Here is an 18,433-nt window from a genome sequence, read left to right on the forward strand (position 1 = left end):
TTGCTTTTCGGGTGGGATCTTGCTACAATAGGTTGCACAATTGTAGCAAGATTTGCCTGCATTTCGCGTGCGGGAGGAGGATCTCACGTGGCAACCAAAAAGGCCGATGGCAAACTACTCGCCCAGAATAAAAAGGCGTCACACGACTATTTTATTGAAGATACGTATGAATGCGGACTTGTCCTGACCGGCACGGAGATCAAATCCTTACGGGCAGGAAAAGCCAATATCGGCGATAGCTTTTCGACGATCCGCAATGGCGAAGCTTTTGTCCACAACATGCACATAAGCCCTTTCGAACAAGGGAACCGCAGCAATCCTGGGGATCCAACTCGGACGCGTAAGTTGCTGTTGAAGAAAGTGCAAATCGCCAAAATGCTAGGCCAAGCAAAGCAAGAAGGATACACACTCGTTCCTTTGAAAGTGTATATCCGCAACGGCTACGCGAAGCTTCTCATCGGCATTGGTAAAGGGAAGAAGCAATTCGACAAGCGTGAATCCGCTGCCAAAAAAGACGCGCAACGCGATATTCAACGCGCACTCCGTGAGAAGCAGAAGATTGCTAGATAACTTGGTTGTATTGGCAGGTAACCCCTTAGCTTCCATGAACCTAGTGTTCCTATTTCTCGTACTTATGGTATACTAATAACTGTGACAAAGAGATTGCAAGTGTAACTTCGCTCGATCGCTTGTCCTTTCACCTTCAACGTCCGCATGGTCGGTTTCGAAGGCAATCCGGGGGTGTTCTTGGATTCGACGGGGATAGTTTGAGCGCGGGTTGCGGGTAGTGGGGACGCGTCCACTCTAAAACGCTAAAGCCTATTAAATGGCAAACAAACACAACCTTACGCTTTAGCAGCTTAATAACCTGTTAGCGTGCTTCTACTCAGCATCGCCCATGTGACTGGGATAGGGGCTCAACGATAGTGGGATACGACGTTCGGTCTCCGCCTGGGGTCGACGTAAGAAGATAATCAGGCTGACCCAACGCATAGCCGGTTACGGGGCGCTGCTCGGGTGACATCAAAACTGTGACTACACCCGTAGATGCCTGTGTGGCAATATTTTCGGACAGGGGTTCGACTCCCCTCACCTCCATAAAAGTACAGAGACACTCTTCGGGGTGTCTTTTGTGTGCGCACAGCAGAGCAATCTTAAGGGTTCAAGTCCCCAACGGCGAAGGCAGTAGTAGCTATAGCTTAAGGCAAGGATGTCGAATACAGTAGCTGGAAATCTATATACAAGATATCATTTATACGATAGATTACTCTTAACATAATTTGTTTGGACACGGAAGCACCTTGCACGCGGAATATTTATTTCGCATGCATGGTGCTTTTTTGTCTGCATGGAGGAGTATGAGGATGTATGCAAAAGTTGAAATACCCAAGAGAGTGACGGAAAAGTGGCTAGACAAAGCGTTCGCACCTCTTAGGGATTATTTGCAGAAGCACTATGCGGATAAAGAGAAGGAAATCATGAGTTGGATGTCATTTAAGGGGAATTGGGATAATGGATCGAACGAACGGTAAGTAAAAAGAAGGCAACTGTTTTCCACGATGAATTGAGGATGTTTCTGCATCATGTTTGGGGACCACTAATCAATTTTGATTTCAGCGACTTGAAGGTGGGGTATCCATTGAAGGGATCAGGATCACCTTTTTGTTTGTATGTGTATCCCTCCCGTTTACGCAAGTTAGTCGCGTTTCAATTTGTTGGCGACGAAATCGTGAAGTGTACTTGCAGTTTGGGACAATATCAAAAATTTGAACGCAGTGATCGGGATTTCACTTATCAAGGATGGCATCTTACGACGCTTATTTCGGAGTTTCTGATGTTTGAACCGGATATTTCGATACCGAAAAAAGTTGTAGAGAAAGGAATTGAGTTGGCGGACTGGCGAATTAATGATGATGTCGAGTTTGTGATTTCCCCAACTTTGCTGAAGATGCTGGAAAAGGTAGAGCGAGAGGAGAAGGATGGGGAGTAGCTAAAAAGCGGGAAAGTCAATGGCACATGACAGGCCATTTTATCGTAGGGATTCATTGTTGCTAGCTATGATGTTCATGCAGACACTGTTCTGCTAATATAGGATGTAATTAACTAAAGGTTTTTAGAGTCTGAAAAAAGGAAATTATAGAGGAGAGAAGAAGACCGTTATCTTGGATGAGCGGTCTATTTCTATTGAACGGAGATGCCTAATGAGGGTAAGTATGATGTGGAATCGGAAGTCACTAAGTAAGCTCAGTCTGCGATATAAAATTTTGTGTATTTTTCTGTTGTTCATTGCGGTACCCCTGAGCATACAGGGCATAATAACGTACTATGACTTCTCGAGTTCCATGAAACTGAAGACGGCTGATTACGCTGGGCAAATAACGGATCAAATCAACCAGAATTTAGACAGGACTTTCACGGAGCTGCAGAGGTTGTCCTTGGTTCCGTTGTATGACGCTCAAGTGGTTGCTATTTTACAAAAATACAATCTGAAAATTAACGTCAATACGCGACCCACCTTTGAGGAATTGGACAAAATGTCTCTCTATATTGCCGGGTCTGCGTACAATCGACCTGAACTTCACGGCATTCATATTATCGCGGGAAACGGATATGTTTTTACGAATGTGGATCCTTCCTTAATTAAACCGTACTTGGATGTATCTCGGGAAGAATGGTACCAGCGTGCGGTCAAAGCGGATGGAGCCTGGACGCTGATTCCACAGCACCAACCGTCGTATTATGTCAATCCGTTAACAACGGTGTCTGTCGCGCGTTTGCTTCGTGATCAGACGACCAGTCAGGCGCTCGGCGTAATTATCATTGATATGAAGCTGGACTTTTTTCGCAGTATTTTATCCAAAGTGAAATTTGAGGAGGAAGGCAGTCTGCTTGTCGTCAATGGGGCGAATGAGTTGGTGTTCGAAGAGAGTCGCGGGGCATTGGCGCCTGGCATGAACGGTGTGCTGCAAGGGACGAGTTGGACCGGGAACGGTGTTCATCAAATGAGGATCAACGCCGAAACCTATATGGTCATTAGGAATGTTTCGGATTATTCCGGATTGAAGGTAGTTAGTTTTATTCCAGTAGGTGCGTTGCTGAAGGAAACGAAGGATCTGCGCAATTTTACACTGATTTTGGCAGCGGGGTGCCTGGTTGTGGCGGGGCTGTTAGCCTTCTATTTCGCATATCAACTGAGTCGACCGCTTCTCAAGCTGAAGCAAAAGATGCTCCTGGTGCAGAACGGGAACTTTCATCATCGCGTTCCTATTGAGACGCAGGACGAATTCGGGCAGCTCGGAATCGGGTTTAACCGGATGGTAGAAGAAATTGAGCGCTTGGTCAATGAGGTGTATGTAATTGGTCTGCGGGAGAAAGAGGCCGAACTGGTTGCGCTTCAAAGCCAGATTAATCCTCACTTTATTTATAATACATTGGAATCCATTAATATGATGGCGGTGCAGAAGGGCGTCCATGAAGTGTCTGACATGGTGAGTGCTTTAGGAAGAATGCTTCGCTATACCGTTGACCGAGCAGATCGGTTTGTCAGACTAGAAGAGGAATGGCAGTTCGTTCAATCATATGTCAAAATCCAACAACTTCGATACGGTGAAAGACTGCTGGCCGTTTTTGATATGGAAGAAGAGGCATCCCTGCAGCATTGCCTAGTTCCAAAGCTTCTTCTTCAGCCATTGGTGGAAAACGCGATTTATCACGGACTTGACAGCTTGGAGAGGGGCGGGACGATTTGGGTTTCTGCCGCACAACATGACAATGACCTCCTGCTGATGGTGAGGGACGATGGGACTGGCATGAAGGATGAACACATACAGCAGTTAAAGACTTCCATTCATTTACCGCTGCTGAAGGAAGGAACGAACCGCGGTATGGCTTTGCGCAATATTTATCAAAGATTGGCCTTGCTGTACCCGGGAGCTTTCGAGCTGGATATTGACGCAAGTGACGGAGAAGGTACAGCTGTGACGATTATCATTCCGCTAAAGGAAAGGAACGATGGAGCATGATGACCATACTGCTTGTGGAGGACGAAGAGGTCATACGCAAAGGTCTGGTGAACCTGATCGGGCAAGTGAGCAGCGATTTTACGGTTGTCTATGAAGCCGCTCACGGACGGGAAGCACTTGACTATCTAGCGAGGAATGTTCCTGATGTGCTCATCACAGACATTCGAATGCGCGAAATGGACGGACTGGAGCTCATTGCCAAGGTGAGGGAGCAGCATGCGGATATGCAGATTATCATTATTAGCGGCTATGGCGATTTCGCTTATGCTCAGAAGGCCTTGCGCCTCGGTGTTTCGGATTATTTGCTGAAGCCAATTGACCGTATGATGCTGGTGACAGCCTTGGATAAAATTCACGGAAAGCATTCCAAAAATAAACCAGAGCATGCCGAGTTGGATTCGGAGGAAGGTAAAGAAGGTAAAGAAGGAGAGGGCCGGAGAGCCATCCGTAAAGTGAAGGAGTACATTCAATCGCATCCAGAAGGTGATCTGCGCCTTCAAGTGCTTGCGGACCATATTCATCTGAATCCAGCGTACCTTAGTCAGTTGTTTAAACAAGATACGGGGCTTAACTTGTCGGATTATATTACAGAAATGAGAATGGCGAGAGCGAAGTTGCTGCTGGCGACAACGGATCTGAAGATCTATGACGTAGCCAGATTATCCGGGTACCAAAGCCCGAAGCATTTCATGCTGGTGTTCAAAAGCCAGGTAGGGACGACGCCAGGTGCGTATCGTGAAGAATGCGGACAATAAGTTCTAGAAATTCTGTACCAAATCTAAAGATTGCGTGATTTCTTTAAGAATGCGCTTTCACTAAAATAAAAGACAGCAAGAACATTACACACACAGGGGGATAACAATTTGAAAAAACTGACGCTAATTGCTCTTACTTGTCTTGTGACAGCGGTTTCAGCAGGATGTGGAAATACCAATTCTGATTCCAAGACAGCCGGCAGTTCCGACAAACCGGTCGAACTGAAGTTCGTTACGTGGGGGAACCAAGCCCATATGGATTTGCTCAAGACGCTGACAGATAAGTACACCGCTCAGCATCCGAATGTCAAAGTCAACCTGGAGTCCATTCCGTTCGCGGACTATCAACAGAAAATATCCGTGCTAGCGGCGGGGCGGGAGTTGCCAGACTTGGCTTGGGCCGCAGAACGTATGGTTCCTCAATTCATGGCGAACGGCATTCTCGAGGATGTATCCGATTTCAAGAATGACAAGACCTTTAATATGGATGATTTGATCCCGTCCACCTTGGATTTGTTCCGCAAAGATGGCAAATTGTACGGCATCCCGTTCTCAACGCCGCCAAGCGTGATGTTCTATAACCAGGATCTTTTTGCTAAAGCGGGACTTCAATCACCTAATGAATTGGCCAAGCAAGGCAAATGGACGTGGGAAGAATTCATGAAATCGGCAAAAGCATTGTCCAGCGGCAGCGGCGCTAATAAAGTGTACGGCGCGAACTTTTTCCGGGATTGGAAAACGTGGATTCTGCTTTCCTCCTACTCCTGGTCGCAGGGAAGTGGTCCATTTAATAAGGATATGACTGAGTTTACATGGAACGATAAGTACGGTGTGGATACGTTAAAAATGCTGCAAACCATGATGTTTACGGACGGTTCCCACCCGAAAGCAGGCGAGCAAGTCAGCTTTGAAACGGGCAAAATAGCGATGTTCTTCGATGTCTACAGCTATGTATCGAAAGCACGTACAATCAAGGACTTCAAATGGAGCATCGCCCCTATGCCGTCCGGTCCAAAGGGATCTGTTCCAATGCTGGGTCAAGCGGGATACGTCGTGTTCAAAGAAAGCAAGCATCCGAAGGAAGCTAAGGACTTGATGAAATTCCTTGCTAGTCAGGAAGGTGTTCAGGCGACGTCCACGTACTTCGTGCCTCCGCGTAAATCCGTGCTTAACTCTGACGCGTTCTTGAATCAGCCTGGCAATCCGGATGTTGCCGCGATTAAGCAATCTGTCATTGACGAGATGCCAAAAGCAAGAATGCAGCCAGGCCATGTACAGTGGCAAAAAATAGACACCGAGATTTTGGCTGGCTTTGATCAACTATTTGGCCAAGCGGCTCAGCCCGAACAAATCGTGAAAAATATGGAGCAGAAGGTGACGCCGCTTCTGAAGGCGAAGCCATGAGCCGGCTTCGTACAGCATTAGGGAAGGAAGGGCTCCAATTGCTAGTCAGCTTGCCGTCGAACGACGTCGAGCTGGCTAAGGCAGCCCTGGCGGAAGGAGCAGACGGGCTGAAGGTGCATATGAACGTAAGCCACAGAGCAAGCGGCAACAGCTTTGGACCGCTTGGTCACTATGAGGCTACGTTTCAGGAAATCCGTTCGCTTTATGAAGGGCCGTTCGGGATTGTTCCTGGAGGTGCCATGGCAGAGGTGAAGCGGGATGAAATCGAGAAGCTGCCAGCACTCGGTGTGGACTTCTTCTCCATCTATGCCCATCATATGTCTACGTTCCTGTTGGGAGCTAAGGGTCTTTCCAAGACGTTCGCAACGGACCCAGCCTTTGACTTGAAGCTGGTGGAGGGGGCCAAGGCATTTGGTATGGATGCCTTGGAGGCTTCCATCATTCCTGGTGATGAATACGGATCACCGCTTCATTTTGGAGATTTAATGAAATATCGCTTTCTCGTACAGCATGCCAGGGTGCCTGTCATCGTACCGTCCCAGCGCAAGCTGACTCCCGAGGACGTTCCTGCGCTTAGCGAGTGTGGCGTTAAGGCACTCCTGATTGGAGCCGTGGTCACAGGGCGAAGTAAAGAAGGCATTCAAAGAGCGGTCTCCGCTTTTCGAGAAGCTATAGACAGGACATCAGGAGGGAGCTTATGACAAACAAGAAAGTTAACCGGTTATCCAGAGAAGCCAATCTAACCGGTTGGCTTTTCGTTTCCCCCATGGTTCTAGGTTTCATTCTGTTACTGCTCGTTCCTTTGCTAACCGCCTTCTATATGAGCTTAACCGATTGGCCTCTGCTCGGAGAAGCGAGGTTCATAGGGTTCGATAATTACGCAACCATTATGTCAGATGCGGATTTCTGGAAGGTGCTCGGCAATACGCTCGCGTTCGCGGCTGGCCTCGTTCCGCTGAATATCGTGCTGGCGCTGCTGCTGGCGCTGCTGCTTTCCAAGAACTTTGCCGGGATGGGATGGTTCCGAACGGCTATATTCGTACCTGTGATGACCTCCCTCATTGTTTGGTCCATTGTATGGAAATACATGTTTGCTACGGATTCTGGATTTATTAATCAAGTTCTGCAGGTTATTGGTATTCAAGGCCCAGCGTGGCTGTATAATCCCAATTTGGCGATGCCAGCCGTAATCGTCACCAGTGTGCTGAAGAACGTGGGGCTGAACATGGTGCTCTTTATTGCCGCTCTTCAACAGGTGCCCGTTCATCTTTATGAGGCTGCGAAAATTGACGGATCAGGCAGAACGAGAACCTTTTTTCAAGTTACCATTCCGATGATTACCCCAACCATTTTTCTTACGGTCATTATGACGATTATTGGTTCCTTAAAGGTGTTCGGTCAAATCTATGTCATGACCCAAGGCGGTCCAAGCGGCAGCACGAAGGTATTGGTCTATTACATTTGGGAAAAGGCTTTCAAGCTATATGAATTCGGCTATGCATCTTCGTTGGCGTATATCTTGTTCTTTATCGTGATGGGGTTAACCTTGGTTCAGTGGCAGCTTAGAAAGAGGTGGGTATTCCATGAAAACTAACGGAGGGATGCTCCGTGCAAGCCATATAGAGCGAGGGCTCCATTATAGCGTTCTAACGGTAATTTCGTTATTTATGATGGTGCCTTTCCTATGGATGGTTTCCACTTCCTTAAAGGAACCAGCGAAAATATTCGTGTTTCCACCCGAATTACTGCCCTCGCCGGTGCGTTGGGCCAATTATTCCGAAGTGCTGAAGACTATCCCTTTTCATCTGTTTTATTTCAATAGCGTGTATATTGCCATATTGGTTACAGCTGGTACCGCATTCTTCGCCTCTCTTGCTGGGTATGCATTTGCGAGAATTGAGTTTAAGGGGCGTCATGTTGTCTTCTTACTGTTACTCAGTACAATGATGATTCCGAATGAGGTAACGGCCATTCCGATGTTCCTTTTTATGCGAGAACTGGGCTGGATTAATACCCACTTGCCTCTCATCATTTTGCCCATCTTCGGGGCGGGCGGGGTGTTTGCGGTATTCATTATGCGGCAATTTTTTATTAGTGCACCGAAGGAATTGGAAGAAGCGGCGATGATCGACGGCTGCAGCCGATGGAGAACCTACTGGAACATTATGCTCCCTTTAGCAAAACCGGCCGTGGCAACGTTGACGATTTTCACCTTTCTTACCGTGTGGAATGATTTCTTCGACCCGCTTATTTTCATTAATGCCCGTAAGCTGATGACCTTGCCCTTGGCCCTTTCCCTGTTTACGGACGAAGCGGGTACGGCCTGGCATCATTTAATGAGTGCGTCGGTGATGGCGACGTTTCCCTTGCTAATCGTTTTTTTCTTCGCGCAAAAGCAGTTTATTGAAGGTGTATCCATGACAGGATTAAAGGAATAGGAGAGGTATCTACTTTGAATAAAACAATACAGGCTGATGTTGTGGTGACGGGAGGCGGACCCGCTGGCATTTGCGCAGCTATTGCTGCGGGGCGTCAGGGCGTCAAGACCATTTTAATAGAAAGATACGGGTTTCTGGGGGGTATGTCGACGGCGGCATCCGTGTATCCGTGGATGACATTTCATACGGATTCAGGCGAGCAGGCTATTAAAGGAATCGCTCAGGAGATCATAGACCGATTGATAGTCATGAATGGCTCCCCAGGTCATCAGCGCTGTACGGTAGGATTCGTTCACACCGTTACGCCATATTCGCCAGAAGTGTTTCAAGTGCTTGCTATGGATATGTTGAGGGAGGCAGGTGTGAAAATCGTGCTGCACAGCTTTGTGGATCGCGTCCAGGTAGAGGACGGGAACATCACGTCAGTGGAAATAACAACCAAGTCAGGACGGTATACCATTGCGGGTCGTGTCTTCGTCGATACGTCAGGGGATGGGGATGTAGCCTACTTATCTGGAGCGCCGACACTAAAGGGGCGAGAGGGAGACAAACGCACGCAGCCGATGACCATGAAGTTTCGGATGAGAGGCGTCGATTTAAGCAAAGTTCGCCAAGCTATGCTGGATAATCCTGATAATTTCTACCGTAAAACGCCGATTGGAGCAATGAAGGAGGACGGCATCCCGTTAACGGGTGTGTCGGGCTTCTACAAGGAATGGAAACAGAGCGGTGTGCCCATTAACCGTGATCAGGTTTTGTTTTTTACAGGTCCTGCCCCAGATGAGGTGCTGATTAATTGTACGCGAGTGCAGGGGCTCGACGGAACAGATGTGGAAGATTTAACGCAAGCCGAGGAGGAGGGGAGGAAGCAGGTGCTTCTCATGGCTCGATTCCTTCAGACATCCGTCCCAGGATTCGAACAGGCATCCATTTCATCGGTAGGCGCACAAATCGGTATTCGTGAAACACGCCGTATCGACGGGCTCTACGCCTTGACGATGGATGACGTTGTTCAGGGGAGGAAGTTCGATGATGCCATAGCGCGAAGCGGATACCCGGTTGATATCCACGACCCATCTGGAAAGGGCGTGACGGAAGCTGGGGTCGGGGGAGACGGCGCTTACGATATTCCGTACCGCTGTCTCGTAGCCAGAGACATTAACAACTTGCTGGCTGCAGGCCGCTGTATATCGACAACGCATGAAGCGTTGGCAACGACGCGGTTAACCCCAAGCTGCATGGCAACCGGTCAAGCCGCGGGGACCGCAGCAGCTCTGATCTGCATTAGCAGAGTTACTCCAGCTGATGTGGATGTTAAAGAGCTTCAGCGGCGATTAGTAGCTGCGGGAGTGGTGCTTTAGAGGTAGCGAGATCCGACTATGTCTATTAAGTAGAGTAGCATTTTAAGAGTACCGTCAGTTTCGTCCATCCAGAGACGGGTCTGACGGTACTTTAGCTTATAAAAAGTGACACAGACCTCATATTAAGCAGAGAATTCCTTAATTTCTGCTCATCCATGGCACCAAGATAAGATGCTGAATTTATCTCGTGGATTCACACCGCTCGCGATGTTGAATACAAGGATGTACAGGACAAATAAAGCCGCCCCTTAGTCATTTATGACTTTTGGGACGGCCCTTGTTAAGCTATTTCGCGTTTACATCCGGCTGATGAACGCCAAAAACATTGCCTTCCGTGTCCATGTAGTACCCTTGCCATGCCATTCCAGGTAATGCATGCTTCGGCAATGCGACTTTGCCGCCGAGATGAAGAATTTTGGCTTCCGTAGCATCGTAGTCGCCAACGCCCATTGTACAAGCGAAGCCATTCATGGCTTGGCCCGGTTGTGGAGGAGCGCCGTGGCGCTTCATCAAAGCCCCGTTAATACCCATCTGATCGGCATCGCCGGTCACAGCCCCAAAATAAGGCATGCCCGCGTAATCACTCCAATCCTCAAATGTCCATCCAAACACTTCGCCATAAAATTTCTTGGCACGCTCCATATCGTCGACATGAATCTCAAAATGAACTACTCTTCCCATGATTTCCTCCTATGGATTGACCTCGTTACTTCTTTCTTTATCAGGGTTTCCTTTCCTCCTTGAAATACTCCCTGATAGGAGAAATTAACTAAGTTTTATTGAATTCTCCGCTCCAAATTGATTTTGTACTTCGCGATTCCGATTTGTTCTTGAATGCTGAGCGATAACTCATGAGCTTGTTGGAATCAGTTTGATGACTTCTTGCATATTCACGAAAATGAGGTTCCACCCTTGATCGTACATGGCGTAGCTTTGCTCTTGAATACTGAATGTGCCGGACGTGATCATCAGAGTTCCCCTCTGTGTGCCCGATTGGTGATCTAGGTGTCTGTGGGGGGATAGGGAAGTATGCCTACACGCCCACACTTCCATAACAAAAACCACAACCGCAAAGGCTGTGGTTTTGCTTTCTTCAAACTACACTCACCGGTATCGGATCATGCTTATGCCCATTCTCGACAGCCGTCGTCCTGATGCCATCGAATGCGTAAACACGATGGATGAGCACGTGAACGCTTGCGCCTGGATTCAGCGGTGGCTTCTCTAACGATCGGTATGCGATCAGCTTGAACGCGCCGACTTCTACTTCTACCTGCCAGCTCGTTCCGCGAAAGAAAAGATTTCGCACGACGCCTTCTTGGGACGCCGAGGGGTGGCTAAGCTCGCTCTTATTTCCGACCTCGACGAATTCGGGTCGGATCACGGCCTTGCTGCCGCTCGCCAATTGCTCGAAGCCTCGCAGTTGGTGGGCATCCGGAATTTCGCTTGATTCGCCAATAAAGCCCGCCACGAAAGGTGTTTGTGGGTTCTTGTAAATATCGATAGGCGCGCCCTTCTGCTCCAGTCGGCCCTGCGAAATGATCATGATCTCGTCAGCCACCTCGACGGCTTCCTCTTGATCGTGGGTAACGAATATGGTCGTGATACCGAGTTTATTAATGGTCTCGCGCAACCAGCTGCGCAGTTCCTTGCGTACTTTGGCGTCAATGGCCGCGAATGGCTCATCGAGAAGCAGCAGTCCAGGACTCGGAGCCAATGCCCGAGCGAAGGCCACACGCTGTCGCTGTCCGCCAGACAGCTGATGCGGGAGTCTTTTTTCCAGCCCAGTGAGCCCAGTCAGCGCAATGAGCTCGTGTACGCGAGCCTGAATCTCCGCCTTTTTCTTCTTCTGAACATTCAGTCCGAATGCGATGTTATCGAACACGTTCATGTGCCTGAAAAGCGCATAGTTCTGAAAAACAAAACCAAGATTCCGCTCCTGCGGCGGTAGGTTGTTAACCCGCTGTCCGTCAAACAAAATATGTCCGCTAGTTGGCTCTTCCAGGCCTGCCAGCATGCGTAAAATGGTTGTTTTGCCGCCGCCGCTCGGCCCTAGGAAGCCAATCAGTTGGCCCTGCTGCACGCTAAACGACACATTGTCGGCAGCCTGAAAGCCACCGAATTGTTTAGAAAGCTGTCTAACTTCGATCTGCATGTTCCTTCCCCCGTTATGTCTCCGATTTTGCCTGTTTCCACTCCAGGAATCGTTTGGCCAGCAGTGTGATCAGCGCAAGTCCGACCAATAATGTTGAAAAAGCGAACGCTGCCGAATATTTGTATTCCTGATACAAAATCTGAATGTGAAGCGGAATCGTGTTCGTTTCCCCGCGGATATGCCCAGAAACGACCGATACCGCACCAAATTCACCCATGGCCCGCGCGTTGCACAGGATGATGCCGTACAGCAATCCCCATTTGATATTGGGCAGCGTCACTTTCAGGAAGATATACCAGCCCTTAGCGCCGAGTGTTGTCGCTGCTTCTTCCTCCTGCACTCCCTGTGTCTGCATGACGGGGATCAACTCCCTGGCAACGAACGGGAAGGTGACGAAAGCAGTAGCCAAAACGATACCTGGCAACGCAAAAATAATCTGGATATCATGCGTGTTTAACCACGGCCCAAGCCAGCCTCTGGCTCCGAATAGCAGCACAAAAACGAGGCCTGCAATAACGGGTGAAATCGCGAAGGGGAGATCGATCAGCGTAATCAGCACGTTCTTGCCCTTGAATTTAAATTTAGCAATGGCCCATGCGGCGCACACGCCAAAAATGATATTCAAAGGCACAGCAATCGCCGCCGTTTTGAGAGTTAGGAGAATGGCATGCCTCGCCGCTTCATCATCGAAGGCGGAGAGGTAGACCGCAAGGCCTTTTTTAAATGCCTGCACAAAAACAGTAATTAACGGAAGTACCAACAGCAGCGTTAAGTACAGAAGTGCTATGCCAATTAGCGTCCATTTCACCCAAGGGGATTCGGTCACATGCTTCGGACAAGCTGTACGACTTTTTGTTTGGCTATTCGTTGCAATCCCCGCCATGTTGCGGTTTCCCCCTTTCACTTAGGGTCCCGATTAGTTCGAGATGACTTTACGGTTTGCGAACCACTGCACGAAGTTAATGAGCAGCAGCAGCACGAACGATACGACCAGCATCACGACGGCAATGGCCGTTGCACCGGTGTAATCGTATTGTTCGAGCTTCGTCATAATGAGCAGCGGTGTAATCTCGGTGAACATTGGGATGTTACCAGCGATGAATACGACGGAGCCGTATTCGCCGATTGCTCGGGCAAACGCCAGAGCGAAACCAGTCAAGAGGGCTGGGAGCAGCTCTGGCAAGATCACCTTCCAGAACGTGCGAAGCCGTCCAGCTCCGAGCGTTGCCGCCGCCTCCTCCGTATCGGCAGAGAGTTCTTCAATGACAGGCTGCACCGTCCGTACGACGAACGGCAGCCCGATAAATGTGAGCGCGATAATGATGCCCAGCGGTGTGAACGCAATTTTGATGCCATACGGCTCCAGGAGGGAGCCGATCCAGCCTTTGGTGGAATACAGGCTGGTTAAAGCGATGCCTGCCACGGCCGTCGGAAGAGCGAAGGGCATATCGACCAGCGCATCCAGAATGCGACTGCCTGGAAAACGGTATCGCACGAGCACCCAGGCTACGATGAAACCGAAGACGGCGTTAATCAGCGCCCCGATGAGTGAAGCGCCGAATGTCAGTTTATACGAAGCAACCACCTGCGGGTCAGTAATAACTGCCCAGAAGCGATCCCAGGGCATCGTCGTTGTCTTCAAGATGAGCGCGGATAGTGGTATCAGCACAATAAGGCTCAAGTACAGCAGGGTAAAGCCCATGGTGACGCCGAATCCGGGGAGTATGCTTTTATCTTTCCAACGTTTTCGCATAATGAGGTTAACCCCTTTTATTTAGCTGCTGGTTTGTAAATCTGATCGAAGATGCCTCCATCGTTGAAATGAGCCGATTGTACTTTCGCCCAACCGCCGTATGGCGCGTCATTGATCGTCACGAGTTTAAGTTTCGGAAATTTGGACTCGTATTTTTTCGCAATCGCCTCAGAAGTCGGACGGTAGAAGTTTTCTGCGGCAATCGTTTGGCCTTCATCGCTGTACAAATAATCAAGATACGCTTTGGCAACTTCCTGTGTGCCTCTGCTGTCTGCAACTTTATCTACAACTGCTACTGGCGGCTCAGCAAGGACGGAGACGGACGGATAGACGATTTCATACTTGTTCGGTTCCGATTTCACGGATAGCAAAGCTTCGTTCTCCCAAGCGATCAGCACATCGCCAATACCTTGCTCAACAAATGTTGTCGTTGAGTCGCGTGCGCCAGTGCCAAGCACCTTGACGTTCTTGTAAATATTGCCGACAAACGCCTTCGTTTGCGCTTCATCGTTGCCTTTGCCCAGCGAGTACGCCCAAGCTGCGACGTAGTTCCAACGCGCGCCGCCCGACGTTTTCGGATTTGGCGTAATAACCTCAATGCCTGGTTTGATCAAATCATCCCAGTCTTTGATGCCTTTAGGATTGCCCTTGCGTACGAGGAGCACGATCGTTGATGTGTACGGTGCACTGTTGAGTTTGAACTCCTGCTGCCAGCCTGGCTGGATCAGGCCTTCCTTCTCCAATGGATCGATATCTGCGGACAGCGCCAGTGTTACCACATCGGCCTTGATCCCGTCGATGACGGATCGCGCCTGCTTGCCGGAACCGCCATGAGATTGCTTGATCGTTACTTTGTTGCCTGTCTTCTCTTCATACTGCTTAGCGAACGCTTTGTTGTACGCTTCATATAACTCCCGCGTCGGGTCATACGATACGTTGAGCAACTCGTAGGATTTGCCTCCTGCTGGTTTGGTGCTGGCCGCAGCAGTTGCTGCATTTGTGGCTGCTGCCGTGGCAGCAGGCTGTGTCGTTGTTTCCTTACCCCCGCAAGCGACTGTACCTGCAATGAGTGCAGACAGCACGAATAATGATGACGTTCGTTTTACAAGCGGTTTCCAAGCAATTGTGTTCCCCATGAATAATGACCCCTCTCTTACTGCTTAAATGTTTTGGCTAAACCAATAACTTAACAATTCCGATGTGTTTACTTGGTGTTATTTTGAAATCAATTTAACATTGAAAGGAAAGTTCTGTCAACAGAAATTTTAGACGGCCTTCCTTAAGGGATTTAGGTGCAAATCGACAAAGTCCGGCAAACATTTCTTCATATTTGACATTTGTTGACATGGTAAATCCTTCATGCTACAATCCAAAACTAAGTAAACTTATCGGATTTATTATATTTAATTTTCGAGAGTAGAATAGAAGGTGATTCTTATTGTCAACGTACCCATTTCATTTTCTTCTTTAAAAAAGGATTTGGGGAGAGCCATTGAAACTGATCAATTGAGTCTCTACTATCAGCCGCAAATCGACATGAAGCATCGGTATATCGTAGGTATTGAAGGACTTGTCCGCTGGAATCATCCGAATTATGGTTTAATACCGCCATCATCCTTTATTCCAATGGCCGAAGAGAACGGACTTATCGTACAACTTGGTTTATGGGTCATGCGGGAAGGGTGTAGGGCGAACCATCGCTTTGCCGCGCGTGGGCTTCCGCCGCTGTTTATTTCCATCAATATATCGCCTAATCAATTGAACAGCCCGGCTTTTCTGGAAGACTTGTACCGTGTCATCCAAGAGACTGGAGTCGATCCCCAATTTCTCGAACTAGAAATCACGGAATCTATGGAGCTTGAGCGCGTTGATCAAGTAAGCCGGAAGCTTCGTGAGGTCCGTAATTTGGGAATTAGAATAGCCATTGACGATTTTGGTGCTGGATTAAGCAATTATCATCGTATGCACCAATTACCTATCGATCGGTTGAAGCTGGACAGGTCGTTAATACGAAACATTCACACAGATGATAATCAGCGCTTCATCGTTTCGGCCATTATTCTCCTTGCGAATCGACGGGGCATTGATGTCATCGCCGAAGGTGTCGAACACGCCGAACAGGAAAAGGTTCTGCTGGAACTGGGGTGCAGCGTTGCACAAGGGTTTTATTACGGGCAGCCGATGACATGCTCACAATGGGAACAATATTATTCTCATCATCTAGGTTTAAACTTGTTTGTCATTTAATTTGTGAAGGAGATGTTGAGGTACGATGGAACGATTTATTATTCTCATTCGATGGTGGAAGTCCATCGGATCGCGCGGCTTGAAGCCTGGGATCTTATTGCTAAATCGGCTTACTTTCTTGGGTAAGTTTGCGTTGATCGGCATTGTGGTGCTTGTGCCATTGCTCGTGTTGACGGGTCAGTCTGTTATTGACTCGCGCGTCTCGCTGTCTGCTGTTCACAAGCAGATGGATGGTTTGGAGGCCGTGCGTACAGTAGGCGATTTATTACGTACGCTGGAGCTGCATCGGACACTGCAGGAGAGTGCTCGGAATAATCCCTCGGATGTCGCGCGTTCGAAAGCTGCAGAAGCCAAAGCGGACATTGCGATTGAAATGCTTGGAATCTACGTGGCGAAGGAAGGTGAGGATCAATCTCTGCAGGAGGCGTGGCGCGACTTCGTCAGCCAGTGGGACCAATTAAAAACGAAAGGGCTTGAACTTAAACGTATTGAAAGCTTTGACGCACACACGGTATTATCCAACCAGTTATCCAAGCTAATCGATCGGTTGGGAATGACGTCAGGCCTTCTATTGGATTCGCAACCAGAACTATTTCAAATCAAGGATGAGACCATTCGGCAATTTCCCGAACTCTTACTTCACTTCGATAACTTTCAGCTCGATACGCTGATGGCCGTTACTTTATCAACATTTGGCGTAAATGATAAAAATAAAATTGCAGCGGGAGCAGAAACGGTTCAAACGGAATGGGCGGCCATTTTTCAAGCTTCTTCGGATACTGCCCAAGCAGTCGCACATCATGGTGTGAAAGCTGGAGACGAGCAAACGCAGGAAGCCGTTACACGGATGTTGGATGAAGTTAAGTCCAAAGTTATTATGCCGCTCAAAGCTTCACTGCAGGTACAAGATTGGCAAAAGTTATCGGGCGAGGTGGCAGATCGCTTCTATGAGCAGTGGAGTGGGCGGATCGATTGGATCGATCAAAGTTTGCATAAGCGTGCTGCCAGCGAGAACAAGATAGCGATTTTGACTCAACTGATTTGTTTATTAGCGGTATTGGCATCCATCTATCTGTTTGTGGCGCTGTATCGTTCGATTACTCGTGCAGTTCTCGATATGGAGAAGGCCGCTCTGCAACTTGCTGACGGCGATTTGACAGTACGCTTTCAAATTAGTACGAAGGACGAGTTCCGAGTCGTTGCGAATAGCTTTAACCATATTTGCGAATCGTTCCAATCCGTGCTGCTTGAAGTAAGTCAATCCTCTAATCAGCTGGCTGCTTCTTCGCAGCAGCTATCGGCAAGCGCAGAGCAGAGCTCCAAGGCAACCGAGCATATTGCGGGGATTACCGAGCGGATGGCGGATGGGGCTAATCAGCAGGTTTACAAGGTAGAGGAAAGCGTTCAAACCATCCATGAAGTATCGGCAAAAATTCAGCAAATTGCAGTGAACGCACAATCTGCTCAGGTGACGACAACAACGGCCTCTGAGAAATCTTCGGAAGGCGGACGTGCAATTCAAACCGCTATAGGCCAGATGAGCTCCATTAGCAGTTCTGTGGATGGACTTGCGCAAGTAATTGCCCAACTCGCCGTTACTTCCAAAGAGATTAGCCAAATTACGGAAGCCATCACAGAAATATCTCAGCAAACCAATCTGCTCTCGCTTAATGCAGCAATTGAAGCGGCTAGGGCAGGTGAACACGGACGCGGATTTGCTGTAGTAGCCGATGAAGTAAAGAAGCTTGCTGGACAATCCGCCCAGTCGACAGAAAAAATCGAGGGTCTAATCCGTACCATTCTGGCTGAGATCGATAAGGTTCAGGCATCTACGCAATCGGCCGTTAAGGAAGTCAATCTGGGCATGGAAGTCGTTCATACGGCAGGTCATTTATTTTCTGAGATCGAACAATCTGTCGATGAGGTAAATAGCCAAGTACGGCAGGTTTCGGCAGCAACGCTTCAAATTTCAGCTGGAACCACGCAAGTTGTTCAAGCGATTGAAGGCATCGCCAGTGTGGCTCAGGCAGCAGCATCTGGAACTCAGAACGTATCTGCGGCTGCAGAAGAGCAGTTGGCTTCTATGCAAGAGATTTCATCATCTTCTTCAGGCCTTACACACATGGCAGATGAGTTGCTCGTTTTGGTGGACAGATTTAAGATGTAATTAGATTCACGACTACAAATTTGAACCATTGGAATGCCTTGGTGTTACTGCAATTGCGGTGATGCCGAGGTTTTTATCTTCTAAAGTCATTTGAATCGATGAAAAGTGAAAGAAACGTTGTCATTTATCAA

17 protein-coding genes and 1 other RNA gene are annotated in these 18,433 nt (G+C 48.5%); 13 read left to right on the forward strand and 5 right to left on the reverse strand.

Going from position 1 to position 18,433, the window contains the following annotated elements:
• The first annotated feature begins 87 nt into the window (after positions 1-87).
• From smpB to MJB10_RS01490, 11 genes are all read left to right on the forward strand, one after another.
• Positions 88-570: an SsrA-binding protein SmpB gene (gene smpB / locus MJB10_RS01440; protein ID WP_314800898.1), complete on the forward strand. Its 483-nt coding sequence runs from the start codon at positions 88-90 to the stop codon at positions 568-570.
• A 167-nt stretch (positions 571-737) separates the two neighbouring features.
• Positions 738-1,101, forward strand: a transfer-messenger RNA (tmRNA) gene (gene ssrA, locus MJB10_RS01445).
• A 263-nt stretch (positions 1,102-1,364) separates the two neighbouring features.
• Entirely contained in the window at positions 1,365-1,532 is a 168-nt protein-coding gene (locus MJB10_RS01450) for a hypothetical protein (protein WP_314800901.1), read from the forward strand.
• 38 nt (positions 1,533-1,570) lie between these two features.
• The gene (locus tag MJB10_RS01455) at positions 1,571-1,990 is read left to right on the forward strand and encodes a hypothetical protein (RefSeq protein WP_314800904.1); all 420 of its coding nucleotides are present in this window, start codon (positions 1,571-1,573) and stop codon (positions 1,988-1,990) included.
• A 352-nt stretch (positions 1,991-2,342) separates the two neighbouring features.
• Entirely contained in the window at positions 2,343-4,022 is a 1,680-nt protein-coding gene (locus tag MJB10_RS01460; protein ID WP_314800907.1) for a cache domain-containing sensor histidine kinase, read from the forward strand.
• Complete coding sequence (locus MJB10_RS01465) at positions 4,019-4,777, forward strand: response regulator transcription factor (RefSeq protein ID WP_314800910.1); 759 nt, start codon at positions 4,019-4,021, stop codon at positions 4,775-4,777. Before MJB10_RS01460 ends, MJB10_RS01465 begins: the two co-directional genes overlap by 4 nt.
• Positions 4,778-4,885: 108 nt before the next feature.
• Positions 4,886-6,181, forward strand: a complete 1,296-nt coding sequence (locus MJB10_RS01470; RefSeq protein WP_314800913.1) for an ABC transporter substrate-binding protein — start codon at positions 4,886-4,888, stop codon at positions 6,179-6,181.
• A complete protein-coding gene (locus tag MJB10_RS01475) occupies positions 6,178-6,882 on the forward strand; it encodes a hypothetical protein (RefSeq protein WP_314800916.1) in 705 nt (234 codons plus the stop codon). Before MJB10_RS01470 ends, MJB10_RS01475 begins: the two co-directional genes overlap by 4 nt.
• Positions 6,879-7,775, forward strand: a complete 897-nt coding sequence (locus tag MJB10_RS01480; RefSeq protein WP_314800919.1) for a carbohydrate ABC transporter permease — start codon at positions 6,879-6,881, stop codon at positions 7,773-7,775. Before MJB10_RS01475 ends, MJB10_RS01480 begins: the two co-directional genes overlap by 4 nt.
• A 7-nt stretch (positions 7,776-7,782) precedes the next feature.
• Complete coding sequence (locus MJB10_RS01485; protein ID WP_397386604.1) at positions 7,783-8,619, forward strand: carbohydrate ABC transporter permease; 837 nt, start codon at positions 7,783-7,785, stop codon at positions 8,617-8,619.
• A gap of 14 nt (positions 8,620-8,633) precedes the next feature.
• Positions 8,634-9,980: an FAD-dependent oxidoreductase gene (locus MJB10_RS01490; protein WP_314800923.1), complete on the forward strand. Its 1,347-nt coding sequence runs from the start codon at positions 8,634-8,636 to the stop codon at positions 9,978-9,980.
• Positions 9,981-10,265: 285 nt separating this feature from the next.
• On the opposite strand, the gene MJB10_RS01495 is transcribed toward MJB10_RS01490, so the two are convergent.
• The 5 genes from MJB10_RS01495 to MJB10_RS01515 all read right to left on the reverse strand — a co-directional run bounded on the left by MJB10_RS01495 (position 10,266) and on the right by MJB10_RS01515 (position 15,024).
• Positions 10,266-10,661 (reverse strand): VOC family protein, encoded by a 396-nt coding sequence (locus MJB10_RS01495; RefSeq protein WP_314800929.1) that lies wholly within the window; start codon positions 10,659-10,661, stop codon positions 10,266-10,268.
• Positions 10,662-11,073: 412 nt separating this feature from the next.
• Entirely contained in the window at positions 11,074-12,135 is a 1,062-nt protein-coding gene (locus tag MJB10_RS01500) for a sulfate/molybdate ABC transporter ATP-binding protein (protein WP_314800932.1), read from the reverse strand.
• A 13-nt stretch (positions 12,136-12,148) separates the two neighbouring features.
• Complete coding sequence (gene cysW, locus MJB10_RS01505; RefSeq protein ID WP_314800934.1) at positions 12,149-13,018, reverse strand: sulfate ABC transporter permease subunit CysW; 870 nt, start codon at positions 13,016-13,018, stop codon at positions 12,149-12,151.
• 33 nt (positions 13,019-13,051) lie between these two features.
• Entirely contained in the window at positions 13,052-13,888 is an 837-nt protein-coding gene (cysT, locus tag MJB10_RS01510; RefSeq protein ID WP_314800935.1) for a sulfate ABC transporter permease subunit CysT, read from the reverse strand.
• Between the two features lie 17 nt (positions 13,889-13,905).
• Positions 13,906-15,024 (reverse strand): sulfate ABC transporter substrate-binding protein, encoded by a 1,119-nt coding sequence (locus MJB10_RS01515; RefSeq protein WP_314800938.1) that lies wholly within the window; start codon positions 15,022-15,024, stop codon positions 13,906-13,908.
• Between the two features lie 292 nt (positions 15,025-15,316).
• On the opposite strand from MJB10_RS01515, the gene MJB10_RS01520 reads away from it, so the two are divergent.
• Both MJB10_RS01520 and MJB10_RS01525 read left to right on the forward strand, forming a co-directional pair.
• Entirely contained in the window at positions 15,317-16,135 is an 819-nt protein-coding gene (locus MJB10_RS01520; protein ID WP_314800941.1) for a putative bifunctional diguanylate cyclase/phosphodiesterase, read from the forward strand.
• A 25-nt stretch (positions 16,136-16,160) separates the two neighbouring features.
• Positions 16,161-18,302, forward strand: a complete 2,142-nt coding sequence (locus MJB10_RS01525) for a methyl-accepting chemotaxis protein (protein WP_314800943.1) — start codon at positions 16,161-16,163, stop codon at positions 18,300-18,302.
• Positions 18,303-18,433 lie beyond the last annotated feature (131 nt).

The organism is Paenibacillus sp. MBLB1832, assembly GCF_032271945.1.
GTDB lineage: Bacteria > Bacillota > Bacilli > Paenibacillales > NBRC-103111 > Paenibacillus_E > Paenibacillus_E roseopurpureus.

Excerpts from the sequence above, each read along its gene's own strand:
- MJB10_RS01450 (WP_314800901.1), top strand. The coding sequence starts at position 1,365 with ATGTATGCAAAAGTTGAAATACCCAAGAGAGTGACGGAAAAGTGGCTA.
- MJB10_RS01455 (WP_314800904.1), top strand. The coding sequence starts at position 1,571 with ATGTTTCTGCATCATGTTTGGGGACCACTAATCAATTTTGATTTCAGC.
- MJB10_RS01460 (WP_314800907.1), top strand. The coding sequence starts at position 2,343 with ATGAAACTGAAGACGGCTGATTACGCTGGGCAAATAACGGATCAAATC.
- MJB10_RS01465 (WP_314800910.1), top strand. The coding sequence starts at position 4,019 with ATGATGACCATACTGCTTGTGGAGGACGAAGAGGTCATACGCAAAGGT.
- MJB10_RS01475 (WP_314800916.1), top strand. The coding sequence starts at position 6,178 with ATGAGCCGGCTTCGTACAGCATTAGGGAAGGAAGGGCTCCAATTGCTA.
- MJB10_RS01480 (WP_314800919.1), top strand. The coding sequence starts at position 6,879 with ATGACAAACAAGAAAGTTAACCGGTTATCCAGAGAAGCCAATCTAACC.
- MJB10_RS01485 (WP_397386604.1), top strand. The coding sequence starts at position 7,783 with ATGCTCCGTGCAAGCCATATAGAGCGAGGGCTCCATTATAGCGTTCTA.
- MJB10_RS01495 (WP_314800929.1), bottom strand. The coding sequence starts at position 10,661 with ATGGGAAGAGTAGTTCATTTTGAGATTCATGTCGACGATATGGAGCGT.
- MJB10_RS01500 (WP_314800932.1), bottom strand. The coding sequence starts at position 12,135 with ATGCAGATCGAAGTTAGACAGCTTTCTAAACAATTCGGTGGCTTTCAG.
- cysW (WP_314800934.1), bottom strand. The coding sequence starts at position 13,018 with ATGGCGGGGATTGCAACGAATAGCCAAACAAAAAGTCGTACAGCTTGT.
- cysT (WP_314800935.1), bottom strand. The coding sequence starts at position 13,888 with ATGCGAAAACGTTGGAAAGATAAAAGCATACTCCCCGGATTCGGCGTC.
- MJB10_RS01515 (WP_314800938.1), bottom strand. The coding sequence starts at position 15,024 with ATGGGGAACACAATTGCTTGGAAACCGCTTGTAAAACGAACGTCATCA.
- MJB10_RS01525 (WP_314800943.1), top strand. The coding sequence starts at position 16,161 with ATGGAACGATTTATTATTCTCATTCGATGGTGGAAGTCCATCGGATCG.